This window comes from Acidobacteriota bacterium, from assembly GCA_009838525.1.
Classification (GTDB): Bacteria; Acidobacteriota; Vicinamibacteria; order Vicinamibacterales; family UBA8438; genus VXRJ01.
In genome coordinates this window covers 187998-204942 of the sequence record VXRJ01000010.1, presented here as the reverse complement: position 1 = coordinate 204942, position 16945 = coordinate 187998, and the positions used below count along the sequence as shown (strand labels likewise).

At 66.6% G+C, this 16945-nt stretch carries 13 protein-coding genes; 7 read left to right on the top strand and 6 right to left on the bottom strand.

From position 1 onward, the window contains the following. Positions 1–2913: a M1 family metallopeptidase gene (locus F4Y45_02360; protein MXY23350.1), complete on the top strand. Its 2913-nt coding sequence runs from the start codon at positions 1–3 to the stop codon at positions 2911–2913. A gap of 34 nt (positions 2914–2947) precedes the next feature. Further along, the gene (locus F4Y45_02355; GenBank protein MXY23349.1) at positions 2948–4774 is read left to right on the top strand and encodes a hypothetical protein; all 1827 of its coding nucleotides are present in this window, start codon (positions 2948–2950) and stop codon (positions 4772–4774) included. Here the strand turns inward: F4Y45_02355 and F4Y45_02350 are convergent. After that, entirely contained in the window at positions 4725–5621 is an 897-nt protein-coding gene (locus F4Y45_02350; protein ID MXY23348.1) for a diacylglycerol kinase family lipid kinase, read from the bottom strand. The two genes, F4Y45_02355 and F4Y45_02350, sit on opposite strands and share 50 nt — an antisense overlap. 121 nt (positions 5622–5742) lie before the next feature. On the opposite strand from F4Y45_02350, the gene F4Y45_02345 reads away from it, so the two are divergent. The 4 genes from F4Y45_02345 to F4Y45_02330 all read left to right on the top strand — a co-directional run bounded on the left by F4Y45_02345 (position 5743) and on the right by F4Y45_02330 (position 9840). Beyond that, the gene (locus F4Y45_02345; GenBank protein ID MXY23347.1) at positions 5743–7017 is read left to right on the top strand and encodes a hypothetical protein; all 1275 of its coding nucleotides are present in this window, start codon (positions 5743–5745) and stop codon (positions 7015–7017) included. Between the two features lie 400 nt (positions 7018–7417). Continuing rightward, the gene (gene fabZ, locus F4Y45_02340; GenBank protein ID MXY23346.1) at positions 7418–7903 is read left to right on the top strand and encodes a 3-hydroxyacyl-ACP dehydratase FabZ; all 486 of its coding nucleotides are present in this window, start codon (positions 7418–7420) and stop codon (positions 7901–7903) included. Between the two features lie 116 nt (positions 7904–8019). Then, positions 8020–8664: a hypothetical protein gene (locus tag F4Y45_02335; protein MXY23345.1), complete on the top strand. Its 645-nt coding sequence runs from the start codon at positions 8020–8022 to the stop codon at positions 8662–8664. Between the two features lie 21 nt (positions 8665–8685). Then, complete coding sequence (locus F4Y45_02330; protein ID MXY23344.1) at positions 8686–9840, top strand: PAS domain-containing protein; 1155 nt, start codon at positions 8686–8688, stop codon at positions 9838–9840. Between the two features lie 404 nt (positions 9841–10244). Here the strand turns inward: F4Y45_02330 and F4Y45_02325 are convergent, their stop codons facing one another. The 3 genes from F4Y45_02325 to F4Y45_02315 form a co-directional block, all read right to left on the bottom strand. Further along, positions 10245–10514: a hypothetical protein gene (locus F4Y45_02325; protein ID MXY23343.1), complete on the bottom strand. Its 270-nt coding sequence runs from the start codon at positions 10512–10514 to the stop codon at positions 10245–10247. Positions 10515–10912: 398 nt separating this feature from the next. After that, positions 10913–11764: a FliA/WhiG family RNA polymerase sigma factor gene (locus F4Y45_02320; protein ID MXY23342.1), complete on the bottom strand. Its 852-nt coding sequence runs from the start codon at positions 11762–11764 to the stop codon at positions 10913–10915. A 279-nt stretch (positions 11765–12043) separates the two neighbouring features. Next, positions 12044–12253 carry a helix-turn-helix domain-containing protein gene (locus F4Y45_02315; GenBank protein ID MXY23341.1) on the bottom strand — a complete coding sequence of 70 codons (210 nt, stop codon included), beginning with the start codon at positions 12251–12253 and terminating at the stop codon, positions 12044–12046. A gap of 210 nt (positions 12254–12463) precedes the next feature. Here F4Y45_02315 and F4Y45_02310 point away from each other — a divergent pair, with 210 nt between their 5' ends. Further along, entirely contained in the window at positions 12464–13885 is a 1422-nt protein-coding gene (locus F4Y45_02310) for a sigma-54-dependent Fis family transcriptional regulator (protein MXY23340.1), read from the top strand. A gap of 3 nt (positions 13886–13888) precedes the next feature. On the opposite strand, the gene F4Y45_02305 is transcribed toward F4Y45_02310, so the two are convergent. Both F4Y45_02305 and F4Y45_02300 read right to left on the bottom strand, forming a co-directional pair. Then, positions 13889–15142 carry a DUF1501 domain-containing protein gene (locus F4Y45_02305; protein MXY23339.1) on the bottom strand — a complete coding sequence of 418 codons (1254 nt, stop codon included), beginning with the start codon at positions 15140–15142 and terminating at the stop codon, positions 13889–13891. A gap of 25 nt (positions 15143–15167) precedes the next feature. Continuing rightward, positions 15168–16943, bottom strand: coding sequence for a DUF1800 domain-containing protein (locus F4Y45_02300; GenBank protein ID MXY23338.1), 1776 nt, complete (start codon positions 16941–16943; stop codon positions 15168–15170). Positions 16944–16945 lie beyond the last annotated feature (2 nt).

Genomic DNA, 16945 nt, shown 5'->3' with positions numbered 1-16945 from the left:
ATGATCACGTGCCGCGCCACCATGGTGCCGGCCGCAGCATGCCTCGTGGCGTGCTGGCTGGCGATGGCGGGCACGGCGTCAGCCCAGTCGGGGACGGCGCCGCCGTCGATGGAGGAGCTGGACCCGCTCGTCGAACGCATCGAGACGGCGGTGCGCGCCGGCGATCCGGATGCCTTCCTCGCCCTGGTCGCGGACGGCGCGGACCCCGACGCGACGCGAACTCTCGCCAACCGGATGTTCCTGCGCACGGTCGACGCGGCAGCCGTACGGTCGCGCCTTCTCCGGCCGGTCGAAGGCGACTCGGAGACCGAGACCGATGGCAGCGATTCCGAGCCCGAACGCTACGAACTGACGGTTGAAGTCTTCACGGAGCAGGGGATGGCCGGACTGCTCCGCACGTGGCGTATCGAGGTGATCCGCGCTCCCGGCGCCCACCGGACACTGGACGACACACCGCCGGACGGAGCCGCATCGGATGACGCGCGGGCCGCGCCAGGCGACTGGCGCATAGCGGCCCTTGAAGAAGTAGACGCCATCTCGGGCCTGGTTCACCTCGCGCTCCGGCCGGATCTCGCGTACAACGCCGCGGGCCTGGTGGTGTCGGGCGAGGACATGACGCTGCGGATGACGAACGGCTTCGCCTTCGTGGCTGAGACGCAAGCGGGAGAGGTGACCGCCCTGATGCTTCTCGGCGACGGCGTGCTGACTTTTTCTCCGCAGCCGGAAGCGGAACGGGGTCAGGTCCGGATCCTCTCCGGCCGCGACGCGCTCGAAGCCGAACTGTCGGCCGCCTACGTGCGGCTGAATCCACTCACGTTCGCCAGCCGCGTGTCGTACCCGGCGTTGGTCGCCGGGGCGGCACGGCAAGGCGACTTCGAGCGGGCGCAAGAGCTGTTCAGCGAGTTCGTTCCGCTGTCGTTCGGCATCGACCTGAGCGATCTGAGCGATCGGACCTGGTCACTGACGCCGAGTGCCGGCGACATCGTCTCCGAGATCGTGACGGAGCGCTACGGCACCCTCACGTTCGCACAGTCGATGGGTCAGCCGGAAGATGTCTCGCTATACGAGCGGGAGACGCAGACCATCATTGCACTCTACCCCTCGGCCGAGAAACGGGCGACCCGCGACCGCTACTTCAGCGAGGACGACACCCAGGAGTACGACGTGCGCGACTACTCCATTACCGCGTCGTTCGAACCGCAGGGCGTCAGGCGGGCAAGCCTGAGCGCGCGGCCGGTATTGGTCGGCTGTTTCATCCGCGGGCGCACCCGGCTTGCCGTACGGATTACCGGGTCGAACGTGGCGTCGCTGACGCTCCGCCTGGCCGCCGAACTCGACGTCCACTCGATCGTGTCGGATCAGCTGGGCCCACTCCTCTTCTTCCGGGTACCGGAGCGCGACAACGTCGTGGTGAGCCTCCCGGCCGGCTCGCCGCCCGTGGGCACGGAGTTCGTTCTCGACGTCCGGTACTCGGGCGTGCTCCAGGCGCAGGAACTCGAGGAAAACTGGCTCGGTCGGCAACAGATCTTCGTCGACAACATATCGCCATTCGGGATTTCGGCGCCGCGCTACATTTACAGCAACAACAGCTACTGGTATCCGCAGGCGAGCGTGTCGGACTATGCGACGGCCACGATGGACCTTTCGGTGCCGGCTGATTACGCCATCGTCGCGAGTGGCGTGCCGGAAGAAGATGGGCCGACCGAAGCCGCGGCGGCTGCCACCGAGGATGCGGGCGACGACTGGCGAAGCGTTCGTTTCGTGACGTTGCAACCGGCACGGTATCTCTCCGCAGTGATCAGCCGGTTCGCGTCGCCCGACCCGCCTCCGGCCGGCGATGACGCCATCGCACCGCGCGACGTGCCCGCCAGGCTGGCGGCCGATGCCCCGGCCGTGGACGTGGCCGACAACCGCCGCGGCGTATCGTACGACGGTGTCCGACTCTCGGTCGTCTCGAACCAGCGAACCCGCGGTCGGATTGACGAGTTTTACGCCGAAGCCGAGGCCATTCTCAGCTATTACGGATCGATTATCGGGGAAATGCCCTACCCGACGTTCACGCTGCTGCTGACCGACGCACTTCTCCCCGGAGGCCACAGCCCCGCTTACTTCGCGGTCCTGAATCAGCCCCTGCCCCGTGCGGTGGGCAACATTCTGTCGTGGCGGACCGACCCTGTCGCCTTCAGCGGCTATCCCTCCTTCTTCGTGGCGCACGAACTGGCGCACCAGTGGTGGGGACAGGCGGTCGGGTGGAAGAATTACCACGAACACTGGCTTAGCGAGGGGCTTGCCCAGTACTTCGCGGCGCTCTACGCCGAACACACCCTCGGTGCGGAAGCGTTCGAGGACGTGATCGCCCAGATGCATCGCTGGAGCCTTCGCCACTCCGATCAGGGCCCGGTGTACCTCGGAAACCGACTCGGGCGGATCGAAGATGAACCCCGCGTCTTCCGCGCCCTCGTCTACAACAAGGCGGCGCTCGTGCTCCACATGCTGCGGCGCACCATCGGCGACGATGCCTTCTTCGCCGGCCTGCGACGCTTCTACTACGAGATGCGGTTCCAGAAGGCGGGAACCGACGACCTGATCCGGGCGTTCGAGGCGGAATCGGGCCGGCCGCTGGAGGAGTTCTTCGAGCGCTGGATCCAGGAAGACGACCTGCCGGACGTCACGTTCAACTACCGGACGGAGGCGCGCGCCGGTGGCGAGAACGAAGTCGTGCTCCGGTTCGAGCAACGTGGGAAACTCTTCGAGTTCCCGGTGAGCGTGACGCTGCAATACCGCGGTGCGCCGGACGAGACCCTCGTCGCGCACGTCGTCGGCGAGGTGACCGAGCTGCGCCGGCCGCTACGGGGCGATCTCCGCAACGTGGAAGTGAACGACGATCGGGCGGCGCTCGTCGACATCGATTAGCAACCGTGATCCTTGGTAGGATCATCAGTTACCGATGGCTGGCTCTCTGAACGGACTCCCGGGCCGGAATCGTCTGCTCTCGCTGCTGCCGGCAACGCTCGTGGCGCTCGCGCTGGGCGGTGCGACGTCGGCATCGGCGCAGGTGATGCGGATCTCCATCGATATCGAGACGGTGGGTGAGACCGACGTCGCGCCAGCCGGATCGAGCTACCGCGCAGCTCTCGACGCGACCCTGTCGCCAACCGGGCGTGGCCTCCACGTGAACTCGGAGGCGCCGTTAGAGGACTTTCTGATTCCGACTGTCCTGACGCTTGATCCCCCCGAGGGGATCGCAGTCGATGGCCTCGCCTGGCCGGAGCCGATCCTGCTGGAACAGCAGGGCGCGGAGAAGCCCCTCGCGGTTTTCGAGGAAGAGTTCGTGATTGGGGCGTCGTTCGCCGTCGCCGGGGACCTCGCGCCGGGGGACTACGTGGTGCCGGGGACGCTCCGCTACCAGGCGTGCGACGAGAGGATGTGCTACATCCCCGCGACCGCCGAGGTGAGCTTCCCGGTGCGGGTTGCGGCGGCGGAAGCCACGCCCGCCCAGACAGCGCAGGCAGCGCTCTTCGCGGGAATGAACTTCACGGATCCGCCCGTCCCACCCGCTCCCGGGACAACTTCTCCCACGGCCGCACCGGTCGACGGCGTCTCCGTCGACGGTGAGGCGGCGCTTGACCGGTTCGGTCGATTCGACGTCCTGGCCACCGCCGGCGGCTACCTGGACGAGGAGCAGTTCCTCGAGTTCATCCGGCGAGCGGAAACGGGCGAAGCGGAGCGCGGCTGGTTCGAAGGACGCGGGCCCTTCGCGATACTCGCGCTGATCCTGCTGGGCGGGCTGGCGCTCAACCTCACCCCGTGCGTCCTGCCGATGATTCCGATCAACCTCGCCATCATCGGCGCGGGCGCGCGCGCCTCCTCGCGCTGGCGTGGCTTCGCGCTTGGAAGCGCGTACGGCGCGGCGATGGCGATTGTCTACGGAGGCCTCGGGCTCGCGGTGATCCTGACGGCGGGCACGTTCGGGACGATCAACGCGTCCCCCTGGTTCAACCTCGGCATCGCGCTGCTCTTCGTGGTTCTGGCGCTGGCGATGTTCGACGTCGTGACCATCGATTTCTCCAGCCTGCAGAGCCGTTTGCCGGGCGGAGGATCGGGGCAGGGAACGTTCCTGCTGGCATTCGGCATGGGTGCCGTGGCGGCGCTGCTCGCGGGTGCGTGCGTCGCGCCGGTCGTCATTCAGGTGATCGTCTTTTCGAGCAACCTGTACGGCACCGGTGTCACGCTGGCGCTGGCCTTGCCCTTCATCCTGGGGGTCGGCATGGCAATCCCCTGGCCGATAGCCGGCGCGGGGCTGACCGCGCTGCCGAAGCCGGGACCCTGGATGGTACGGGTCAAGCAGGCGTTCGGCGTGTTCATCCTGGGAACCGCCATCTACTACGGCTACCTGTCGTACGGGCTGTTCAGCCAGCGCTGGGTCGATCCGGATCTCGTGGCGGAGAGCGTGCAGGAACTGATCGCGGAAGGGTGGTACCCATCGCTCGACCTCGGCCTGGCGGCGGCGGAAACGGAAGAGAAACCGGTGCTCCTCGACATCTGGGCCACCTGGTGCAAGAACTGCCTGACGATGGACCGGACCACGCTGAAGGCCGACGGCGTACAGGATGCGCTCGACGGCTACGTCAAGGTCAAGTTCCAGGCGGAAGACCTCGGTTCCTCTCCCGCGCGCGAGGTGATGGAAAGGCTCGAAGCGATCGGGCTGCCGGCGTACGCGATTCTCAGGCCCGGCGCTGCGCCGGCACCCGCACCCGTAGCGACGAGCGATTAACGCTGACGCGTAGGCCGCCGCCACGCGCGGCGTACACCTCGCCGTCGACGTGAAACACCAGGGGGCCGTCGCCCTCGATCTCGATTGACGATTCCGGCAGGTGGCGCACGCCGGGGACCCGGTCGGCCCGGCCCGCGAACAGGTAAGGCAGATGCCACAGCAGCCAGGGCAGCGATCGTTCCGGCACGACGATCAGGTCCAGCAATCCGTCGTCCGCGCGCGCACCCGGCGCGATCATCATGCCGGCTCCGTAAGTCGGACCGTTCGCGATTGCCAGCAGGTACGCCGCCGCCTCGATCGTCGCATCGGCGGTCCGTACCGTGTAGCGCACGGCGCGGTAGCTCAGCAGTTCGCGAAGGCCGGCGCGGAAGTAGGCCACCGGCCCGCGCGTCGTCAGGTCGTTGAAGACGCCAGCGAGATGTGCATCGAAGCCGATCCCGGCGACGTTCACAAAGAGCCGTTCGTCGATCGTTCCCGTATCGATCACCCGCTCGTCTCCGGTCAGTGCGATTCGAAGCGCCTCCTCCGGTGGCCGGACGAGACCGAGCCCCTGCGCAAAGCCGTTACCCGACCCGCCGGGGACGACGCCAAGCGAGGCGCCGGCCGCCCTTACCTCCGACGCCACTTCATTGATCGTCCCGTCGCCGCCCCACGCCACGACAGTGCCGGCCCCGGCGTCGAGCATCGAGCGGGCCAGGGTGCGGGCGCTGCCCCGGCGCTCGGTCAGGCGAACCTGCCCCGCGACGCCGTAGCGCGCGAGCGCGGCTTCGGCACGCCGTCTGTGTGCCTCGGCCCGACGCGCGCCACTCCGCCCCGCCGCCGGATTGATGATGATCCCCGCCTGCATGCCGATACGGATGCCCTCTCCGTCCTATCGGCAGATGAGGGGCCAGCATGCCCCCATCATCTGCGGGTTCGGAACGTCCCACACCACAATATGTGCGGGTCTGGTATCATAGGGGTCCTAGATGCGTCGGCTGTGGCTGAGAGTGGTCCTCGTTGTCGCCATGCTCGCGGCCGCTGTCGCGGCGTCTCTTGAGATCTTCCGCGCTGAACAGCGCATTGCCGAGAATCGACGGGCCGAGGAAGCCTTCACCTCGGACACGTGGGCGCTGACGGTGGCGCTCGGGGAATTGCGCACCGCTCAGCGCGCATACGTCTCCGCCGGCCGGGACATCAACTCCGGGATGGTGGACGTCACCCGCCGGTTCGAAGGGGTCAGTGATCAGCTATCGGGGCTGGCGGGCAAGGCGACCGCGAGTGGGGCGATCACCGCCCTCAACGATGCGGCGGCGATGATCGCTTCCCTGCAGCGGATGGATGTCCAGATTCGAGAACACGTGCTGGCGGAGCGCCCGCTCATCGCCTCCGATCTGATCTTCACCGACACCAGTGAGCTGACAGGCGAGATAGTGGATCAGTTGGAACGGGCCCGGGCCACCGAGCGGGCTTCGCATCAGGCGGCCACGGCGGCGGAGCGGAGGACGGAGAGCAACCTGCTGGCGGGCGGCGGCGGCGTGGTTCTTCTCGTAGTGCTGCTGCTGCTGCCGCGGGCCGGCGCTGCACGGGTGGACGAGGACGCTGGCGCGGACGCCGGGGAGATTGCGGCTGACGACGCGGATGCAGATGCGTCCGCTGGCTCCGTTACGGCGGGGGCCGCCGGGGACTTGCTGGGCCTCCACGAGGTGGCCGACAGCAGTCCTTCGGAGGCGGCGCCTCCCTCTCCTGCGACGGGAGCGGCGCCTGCGGTGGAGACGCGCGAACCGGCCCCCGACCTGCAGCGAGCGGCTGACCTCTGCACGGATCTGGTCCGGTCGAACAGCCCCGCGGACCTGCCCGCGCTGCTTGCCAGGGCGGCTCAGATGCTGAACGCGAGCGGCATCATCGTCTGGGTGCTCGACGGGACCGGCAACGCTCTCCGCCCGGCGATCGGTCACGGATATTCCTCTGCGGCCCTTGCTCGGATCGGTCCGTTGCCGTGTGACGGTGACAACGCCACGGCCGCCGCCTGGCGCGACGGTCGGATGCACGTCGTTGCGTCGAACGGTGACGGCCCTTATGGCGCGATCGTTGCGCCGCTGGTCTCACCGGACCATTGCAGCGGAGTGCTCTCACTCGAGATGGACGACGGGTGGGAACGAAGCGAGGCGGTGCAGTCGACCGTCGAAATCGTCGCCGCGCAGCTCGCGACGCTTGTCTCCGCGGATCCGGCCGCGGAGGCCGCGAGACGCACCCGCGCCTGACCGGCCTGGCAGCCCGCACCCCCACGCTCCCGTCACCTGAAGAGGTCACCGGTGTCGTCCGGAATGGAGACCTGCATCCTCCGGCGCGCGACCGCCAATCACCTCTCCGGGGCCGGGGAATCCAACAACAGCCCGTAGACACGGGGGCAATTCCCGATCGCGGAGGAAGCACCCGGTCCTGGCACGGAACTTGCTCTTCTTTCTGTCAGCCGCGCCGGGGTCCTGCGGGATGCAGTAACCAAGGCAGGCGCTGGCAAAAGGGAGCATCCCGCAACCGTTCGAACTTCGGACCTCGGCGCGGTCATTCACACTATTCCCGAACGACCTCCAACCGGGGATCGGGGACGATATACTCTCCGCCGTGACCCGCTATCTGACGCTCCCGCTCGACAACGCCGCCATCGAACGGATTCTGCCGCACCGTTATCCCTTTCTCCTTGTCGATCGGATCACCGAGTTCGAGCAGGACAAGCGGATCGTGGGCGTCAAGAACGTCTCACTGAACGAACGCTACCTCTCGACCCTCCCTGGCGGGACGCCGGTCCTCCCGCCGACCATCCTGACCGAGGCGGTGGCGCAAGTGGGCGCCATCCTGATTCTCGCCAAGCCGGAGAATCGGCAGAAGCTCCCTTTCTTCACCGGCATCGAGCGGGTTCGCTACCACCGGCCGGTCCACCCCGGCGACGTGGTCGTGATCGAAGCGGAGGTCGTCCGGCTCCGAAGCCGCATGGGACGCCTGAAGGGTTTTGCCCGGGTCGGCGATGATGTGGTCATCGAAGGGACAATGACCTTCGCGCTGGGTCCGAAGGTGCGCGGCCTCAACGGTGGCAACGGTGGCAACGGTGGCAACGGCGGCAACGGCGGCAACGGCGGCAACCACGACTAGGTGCTCGCCTTGCGCCGGCCGAACTTCCACGCGCCCGCCAGGGCGCGCGAGCACTGACGTCGGGCGGCAGCGCGCAGGGGAAAAGGCGACCGCCAGTCCCGTGATAAGATGCCGGAATGGCTGGCAAAAAGAAGTCTCGGAGCCGCGGATCGGCCGCACCGCCGCCTGAGCGGCCGGTCGAGAGCACCGGTGGACCACCCTGGATTCTGATTGGCGGCGCGGCTGTCGCGCTCGTGCTGATCGCTTTCCTCGGATTCTATGGCGGCGGCGACGCCCCCGTGTCACCCGATGGCGAGACTGTCGCCGACGCCTCGGACGAGACACCGGAGCGGCCTCCCGCCCCACCGGCGCCTCCGCCCGCGGAGCGCACGCCAACCCCGCCGGCGGACGCGGCGATGCCGCCGCTTCAACTGCAGGCCAATCTGATTCCGCGCGACCCTGAGGTGATTCAAGAGGTCTACCTGTTCGCCGCGCGCCACCCCGAGATTCTCGACTACGTTCCCTGCTTCTGCGGCTGCGAGACACGCGGCCACAGGCGGAACGCTGATTGCTTCGTCCGCGAGCGGAACCCTGACGGCACCGTGCGCGAATGGGAAGAGCACGGAATGGCCTGCATCGCCTGCGTCGACGTTGGACGTACGGCTATGCAGATGTATGCGTCCGGCGCACGGGTAACCGATATCCGCGACGAGATCGAAAGGCTGTACGCCGGGTCTCCGTTGCACACCCCGACACCGGCCCCTCCCGTCGACGCGAACTAGCGGCGAGGACGAACCAGGGCCGTGCCGCCCGACGCAGACCGGCACGCGGCGCCCGACCCACCGGGCGTGTCATCCCTCGGCAGTACGAGTGACGCGCTCACGCGGCTGTTCGACGCGGTCCACACCGGCATGTACGTCGGCCTGCTCCCCCTCGCCGGAACCGGTACGACCATTGCGGCCAATCCGTACCTGAAACTGATGTTCGGCTTCGAACCGGAGACAGCCGACACGGACGTCCGCCCGTTCGCGCCCGATCGCTTTCTGGATCTCGCGGCGCACCGCGCGCTGGTTGGCCAGTTGCTGCGCGACGGCGCGGTGACCGACCACCTGGTGCGTCTGCGGCGGATCGACGAAAGGCCGATCTGGGTCGAGGTCACCGCACACGCGACGCGGACCGACGACGAGACCGCACGGGTCGAGGCGGTGCTCAGGGACGTGAGCGAGCGCCGCGCCCTTGAAGATCAGGGTCGCGACATCTACCACCAGTTGTTGCAGGCGGAGAAGCTGGCGGCGCTGGGGCAGACCGTCTCCGGGGTCGCCCATGAACTGAACAATCCGCTCGCAACCATCCTCACGTCGGCGGAACGGCTCGCCGGACGCCAGCACGACGACGTGACACGGAGGGGACTCAAGACGATTCTGAGTGAATCGGAGCGGGCGGCGCGAATCGTTCGAAACCTGCTCGATTTCTCGCGCAAGCGTCACACGACGCGTGGCATGGTCGACATCAACGAGGTGGCGCGGGAGACGTTGTCGCTACGGGCCTACGATCAACGGGTATCGAACGTTACGACCATCGATGCGCTGGCGACCGGATTACCACCGGTCTTCGCCGACGCGCATCACCTGAAGCAGGTGCTGCTGAACCTGGTGATCAACGCGGAGCAGGCCATGCTGGCGACCAACGGTCGCGGAACGCTGATCGCGCGTTCGTGGCACGATGTCGATCAACGACTGGTCGTACTGGAGATCCACGACGACGGCCCCGGAATCCCGCCGGATGTGCAGGAGAAGATCTTCGATCCGTTCTTCACCACCAAGTCGCCGGGCAAGGGGACCGGCCTCGGGCTGACCGTTGCGCAATCGATCGTGGCTGACCATGGCGGACGGATGCGCGTCGAATCGAGTCCTGGCGGGGGAGCTTCGTTCCGAGTCGAATTGCCGACAACCGGCTAGACTAGCTCAATTCCCCGGGCCGCCCCAGCAGCACCATACCCCTCGGACCTTCGTAGACCATGTCCAGGAGTTGGAGGATGTCGCGGCCGACCACCACATCCCATTTTCTCATTGGGTTGGGGTAGACGGCGAACCGACGTGGCGACGGTATTCCCAATCTGCCCATTTCGATGTGGGCTTCTACCACCTTCCACGTCTGCGGACCGTGGACATCTGCCCCCGTTCTGTCGAGCTCATCGCAGCGGATCAATGACAACTCCGTCACGAGTCGTGTGCTCACAAAAGACGAGTCTGCGCCCGTGTCTATCAGGGCGTGAACCGTGGTCAGCCTCTCTTTGGCTGGACCGATGCCGACGGGTGCCAGGGGACCGTCGCGCAACAGCTCTATGGATGTCTTACTCAGATCAAGGTGCAACCGAACCCTCAATCACCAAAGAGGCCGGTGCATCGATCACGCGACGTGGACCCACCTCGCGGATCAGAACCTCCGTGTCTCCAAACACCGGGCGCGCCGCGTTGCTCGCGTCCTGGAAGCTCTCGAACGACTGTTCTCCCCAGAGCTTCTCGCCAGCAATCACGACCCAACGTCCCAGGTGCGCGCGTTCCAACTCCGCGCGCATGCGCTCAAACGCCGCCAGCTCCCGATCGAAGGGATCGTCCTGCACTTCACTCATCGTTAGCCTCCGGGGAAGGTGAATCGGCTGCATCCCGCCAGCCGATGATGACGATCGCGATTCAACGGTTGGGAGCCGTCACTGGGGTGGAGTCGGTGAAGAAGGGAATGGCGCGGGCGGCGGGGGGCAAACAGGACCAATCAAGCACCCACGAACACCAGTGGGGACATGCTAGCACACGCCTATATGTGACCAAGAAAAAAGGGCCCCTAACGGGGCCCGAGCTCAACGCGTCCCAACGGGACCTCTTACTGTAGTTGGGGTCCCGGCTCCGGCGCAACTTGGCCAAGTGTCGTGATCAAGCAAGCGGCCTTGGTACGGACGTTTGCCCGGACGCCCCGACGCCGGAGGAGGAACGGCGACCGGGGCGGTCCGGGTCCGGACGGCGCGGGGAGGGACTACCGCGCCGCCGCACGCCTGGCGGCAGGGCGTTCGGCGACCCGCGTCGATGCGAGGCTCGCCTTGGCCATCTGCAGCCGTTTCTTCGACCCAGGCTTCGACGGTCCCTGGGTCAGCGATGCGGCCAGCAACTCCGGCGCAAGGTCAGGCGCCAGGAGGTTGCGGAGTCGCCCGATGGCTCGGGCGCGAAGCTGTGACACACGCGATTCGTTGACGCCGATCTCGGAGCCAATCTCCTTCATCGTGATGTCGCCGTAGTAGTAGAGCGTCACCACCTTCCGCTCCCGTGGAGGCAGCGCCGCTATGGCGGCACGGATGCGATCCTGGACCTCGACGCGTTCACACGCTTCGTCCGGGGCCGGCGGCGTGCTGGGTGACATGACCGGCGGCAGGTCAGCCGCCTCTACCATCTCGCTGGTTGCGAGGGGCGATGTCGCCTCGATGACGCCGATCCGGCGGAGGGTTCGCGTGAGCTTCCGCTCGTCCATGTGAAGGTGGCGGGCGATGTCGGCCGTGCTCGGCTCCGCCCCCAGTTCAGCGCGGAGCTTTTCGCGGGCTTCATTCACCTCGCGGCGTACGCGCCGGATTCCGCGCGGCCACGCGCCTCGACGTAACGCGTCGATCATCGCTCCGCGGACACGCCGCTCCGCGAACGTTTCGAACTTGATGCCGCGGGCGGAATCGAACCGATCGGCCGCATCGATCAGGCCGATCATCCCGTCCTGCATCAGGTCGCCGACATCGATCGAATGAGGCATCTGAGCCGCCATCCGTCGAGCCAGGGCGCCAACGAAGTGCACGCCCGCATCGATCCGTTCCTGCCGCGTTTGGGGTCGATTCTGTTTCTCCATGACCCCCGGATGGAGCAAGAAGCGTGCCAACTCGCGCAGATCTGGCGAGATCTCTCTCCGCCAATACTCCCAGCGGGAGTGTAAACTGCTGATAATAAATAACTTGCTTTATCGTGCCGTCTTGTGACGTGATGGGCAGGAGCAAGCAATGTTCAGCACCGGCGGGCCAGAATGTGCGTCAACCGTCTGACATTCGGCATGGCGACCGTCATTTTCTTGACAGTCGGGGCCGAGTTCGACGAGATGGCGGCCGAGGAATTGAGACGACGGCGGGGGATGCTAGTGGGCGGGAGAATCAGTCAGTGGGCGCTGGTGCGCTGTCGCGTCGGGCTGGCGCCATAACGTGTCGGCGAAAATCCGTACCGAGCCGCCGGCCGTCCGGACGTATTCCACCTTGCCGCTGGCGATCCAGTTGTAGATCGTGCGTCGGCTGACGCCAACCAGTTCGCACGCCTTCATGATCGAGACGGTCTTTCGGTCAACGTTCATGTTTTTTGTCTCCGCTCCAAGTGACACAGCGTGAGCGGGCGCCGCAACCGGCCGCGCCCTCTCCTGTCACGAACGGGGTATCGGCAGGGAAACGGGTCAACTGTAGTCCTCTTGCGTCCAAGAGACTCCAACCGGCTTCGCGGGCGGCGCCTTGACCCCTCTCGGCTCCGAGCGTCAAAATACTGACACTTCGGCCGTCCTTGCAGCCAAGTGTCCGAGAACGAGACACATCTACTCCTTGTCGAAGACGAAGCGCCCCTGCGCGAGTCGTGGGCGGAGCGTCTGGCCGAGCAGGGCTATCGCGTCGCGCAGGCGGAGAGCGGGGAGGTTGCGCGCGAACGGCTCGCGGAGTTCGCCTTCGACGTCGTGATAACCGATCTCCGCCTGCCTGGCATCGATGGGGCCACGGTCGTGGAGACCGCGCTCGAACGGTACCCCGAAATCGTGGCGGTGGTCGTCACCGGGTACGCCACAGTCGAGACCGCGGTCACGCTGATCAAGCAGGGCGTGGCGGACTTCATCGAGAAGCCCTGCCCGTTCGATCGGCTGCTGCACACGTTGGCGACGGCGCTCGAGCGGCGCCGACTCCGCTCGGAGAACGAGTACCTTCGAGCGCAACTCCAGCAGCGGTACGGGCTCGAAGGGATTGTCGGTGAGAGCCCGCCGATGCATAAGTTGCGCGAGTTGGTGAAGACCGTGGCCGGCACGACGAGCACGATCCTGGTCACCGGCGAAACCGGTACAGGGAAGGAACTCGTGGCTCGCGCAATCCACCACAACAGTCCCCGGCGCCGCGAGCACTTCGTCGCCCTCAACTGCAGCGCCATCCCGGAGACACTGCTTGAAGCGGAACTGTTCGGTCATGTCCGCGGCGCATTCACGGGCGCTGTCGCCAACCGGAAGGGCCGGTTCGAACAGGCGAACCGGGGCACGCTGTTTCTCGACGAGATCGCCACGATGAGCATCAATCTCCAGGCCAGGCTGTTGCGCGCGCTGCAGGAGCGGGAGTTCGAACGGGTGGGCGGAGACGACACGATCAAGGTCGACGTGCGGGTGATCGCGGCGACCAACGCCGATCTCGCGGAGCAGGTCGAGGCTGGCGAGTTTCGGGAGGACCTCTACTACCGCCTGAATGTCATTCCGATCCACCTGACCCCGCTACGCGACCGTCGCGAGGACATCCCGCTGCTCGTTCAGGAGTTCGTCGCGCGGCTCGGCGCGGCCCAGACGCCGCCGCGGGACGCCGTCGCCGTCTCCCAGGAGGCGATGCGCCAGATGATGATGTACCGGTGGCCGGGGAACGTTCGCCAGCTCGAGAACGTGATCGAGCGGGCGCTGGCGTTGAGTCCGGGCCGGGACCGGATCGAGGCGGACGATCTTCCCGACGAGGTCCGGAGAGGCGGTGGCGGGGCGGACGCCAAGCCCGCCCTGCCGGACGCGGGGATGGACCTTCCCGCCTACCTGCAGCACATGGAAGCCGGACTGATCCACGCCGCGCTCGAACGGACGGGTGGCAACAAGCTTCAGGCGGCTCGGCTGCTGAACATCAAGCGCACGACGCTCGTCGAGAAAGCGAAGCGGCTCGACTCCTCGGCGGCTGCCGGCCACGACGCCGGCGCACCCTCAGCCTAGCAGCTAGGCGAAGACCCCCATCGGGTCGAACGATCCCTTCAAGACCTGCGGGGACTGGTCGAATCGGAGCCACTCCTCGATCATCGTGGCGTAGACCCGGCGGAAGTCGGTCGTCTTGAACAGATTTCCGTCGTCCAGCTCGGTCAGGCTCGGCGGCTGGCCGTAGAGACCGCCCTTGACATGGTTGCCGATGACGAACATAGGCGTCGCCGTCCCATGGTCGGTGCCGAGGCTGCCGTTCTCTTCCACGCGCCGGCCGAACTCCGTGAAGACCATCATGGCGACGTCATCGCCGCGGCCGATGCGGTCGAGGTCGGTCATGAAGCCGCGGATCGCGTCGGCGGTGTAGGCGAGCAGCCGCGCGTGCGGATCCATCTGGTGCACGTGCGTGTCGAACGAGTTGCCCTGGTAGACGACGTAGTACAGACGCGTCGGCATCTCGGCGTTGATCAGGGCCGCCACCTGCCGCAACGGACCTGACAGGCCGCCGATGCCGTAGTCGACCGTCGTCCGGTACGCGGCCGACGCCTGCCGGACGAACTCGGAACTCTCGGCCGCGTTCTTCGCCGTGCCCGCGAGGAACTCCAGGGCCGGGTTCTCCACCGCGCCGGTCGACGCCAACCGGCCGATTGCGGTCTTCTCGCTATCCGCTCCCTCGCGCCGGAACGTCCGCGGATCGTTGAAGACCAGCGGCGAGTGGTGCTGGGCCCGAACGGCGAGTGATTGCCGCGTGCCGATGTTGACGATCCGGTTGCCCTGCGCGTCGTGGTCGTAGGCGCCGTCCGCCAGCCGGCCCAGCCAGCCGAGCGACTCGCCGCCGTTCGGGACGCCGGTGTGCCAGAAGCCCATCGACGAGAAGTGCGACAGGCTCGGGTTGTCGTACCCGCAACCGTGAACGACCGCCATCTGGCCGTCCTTGTAGAGACGCTCGAAGCCGACCATCGACGGATGGAGGCCGAAGTGGTCGTCAATCTTGATGACCTCGGACTTCGGGATGCCGATGGTGGGACGCGCCCGGTAGTACGCATCGTCGCCGTACGGCACGACGGTGTTGAGCCCGTCGTTGCCGCCGGAGAGCTCCACAACCACCAGGATGCGCTCCGGACTGTCCTCCATGCTGGTGCCCTGCAGCGCCTGTGCCGCAAGCGCAGCCGACGTGCGGTTGAGGAGCACCGGGAGCGTCGCGCCGACACCCAGGCCGTACATCCCCTTGATAAGGAAGTCTCGCCGTGAACATCCGCAGGTAAATCGGGCCATCGTTCTCTCCTCCGGCCTTTGTTCTTCAGGCCAGTTGATACTCCGGCGTACTCAGGATCAGGTATAGCAGCGCGCGCAATGCCGACTCCGTCTGGGGCGTTGCGTCCTCGATGCGGTCCGCGCCCAGTTCGTCGCGGAGAAAGTCAACCAGGACGGCGCGGTCGGCTCCGCTCAACCCGACGCGCAGGAAGCGGCGGACGAGGTGATCGACAACATCGTCGACGGTCGAGGCGTCGGCGTCCCCAAGCAGCTTCACCATGTCGAGGTCGGCCACGCGGCGGGGGATCGGAATGAGACGGTCGAACGCGATTATGTAGCCCATGTAGCCACCATACCGCGTGTTGTACTCCTCGTCGCGATCCGCCAGCATGCTCGACTCGGCATCTCCCTGTTGCGTGGCGGCAGTTATGTTCATCCCCTGCGCCAGCCGCTCCTCGACCTCCTGATAGATGCCGGGGACGCTCCGGTCGGGCGCCCAGAAACCGTCCGTGTCGGGATAGAGGACATCGCGGAAGAGGTTGCCGCGCTGGAGCAGCGTGGCCGGCGTCACCCAGGTGCGGCCGCCGGCCCAGCCGGCAACGTTCGGCGGATTGAAGAGCGTCTGGCCCAGTCCGGCGGTCAGCCGGTTGAAGTCGGGAATCGTCGGCAACTCCGTCAGCCCCAGCTTCCGGTAGGTGGAAACGACCAGGTGCACCGGGCTCTTGATCTGCGTGGCATACGACGCCTGGCTGTAGAAGTCCCGCGACAGGAACATGCGCCGGAGCAGCGGGCGGAGAGCGTAGTCGGCGTCACGGAACGTCGCCGCCAGATCGTCGCGGACCGCCTCGTCAATCTCGTCGCGCACGAAGTAGCGGTACAGCTTCGCGGTCATGAACTCGGCGGCGGCATCCTGCTGGAGGATGATGTCGATGATGTCGTCCCCGTCGAAATCGCCGGTCTGCCCAAGGAACGTCTTCTCCGCGAAGTCATGCTGCTCGGCGTCGAACTTGAAATCGAGAACGTCGTTCGTCCAGCCCGTGAAGGCGCGCGCCGCCTCGCGGATGTCGGTCTCGGTGTAGTTGCCGACACCGAGCGAGAAGAGCTCGAGCAGCTCGCGCCCGAAGTTCTCGTTCGGATGGTCCTTCACGTTCTCGCCGTTGTCGAGATACACGAGCATCGCCGGGTCGGTCAGGATGCCGAACAGCAGATCGCGGAATCTCCCGTTCGCGTCGGCGCGCAGCATCTCGATCTGCTGATGCATCATCCGCGCGTCGCGCACCTTCGTGTTGCCCGTGGCGAAGTGTCCGTGCCAGAAGAGGGTCAGCTTCTCCTCGAGCGGGCGCTCGGTCACCAGCATCCGCTCGCCCCACCACGTTGCCAGCCGTTGGGTTTCGACCGCGTTCGAGCGAAGGCCGTAGAAGAACTTGTTGACCACCGGCTGCAGCCGCCGCTGCTCGCCCTCCGGAAGCGGCTCGACACCCATCGACACGCCCCGTTCGCGCGCAATCCGAACCGCCTCGGCCCGGCTCTTCGGGAACGGGTCCATTCCAGGATCCCAGATTGGCGAAGGCTCGAACGCCGGGGCGACATCCGGCCGGCCCTGGTAATTGACCAGCCCATCGACCGCCTCGGACGGCGTCATTGCCGCCAGACGCTCGATTTCCTCCGGAGTCCCTCCGAAACCGGCGCGCTCCAGAAGGTGTGCGGCCCGGTCGTAGTTCCAGTCGGCGACCGTGATCGACGTCAGGTCGTTCTTCCACGCCTCGGGCGCAGGGGTAGTTGCCGTCTCGCCTTCGGCGCCACCCGTGCCGGCGGCGCCGATGA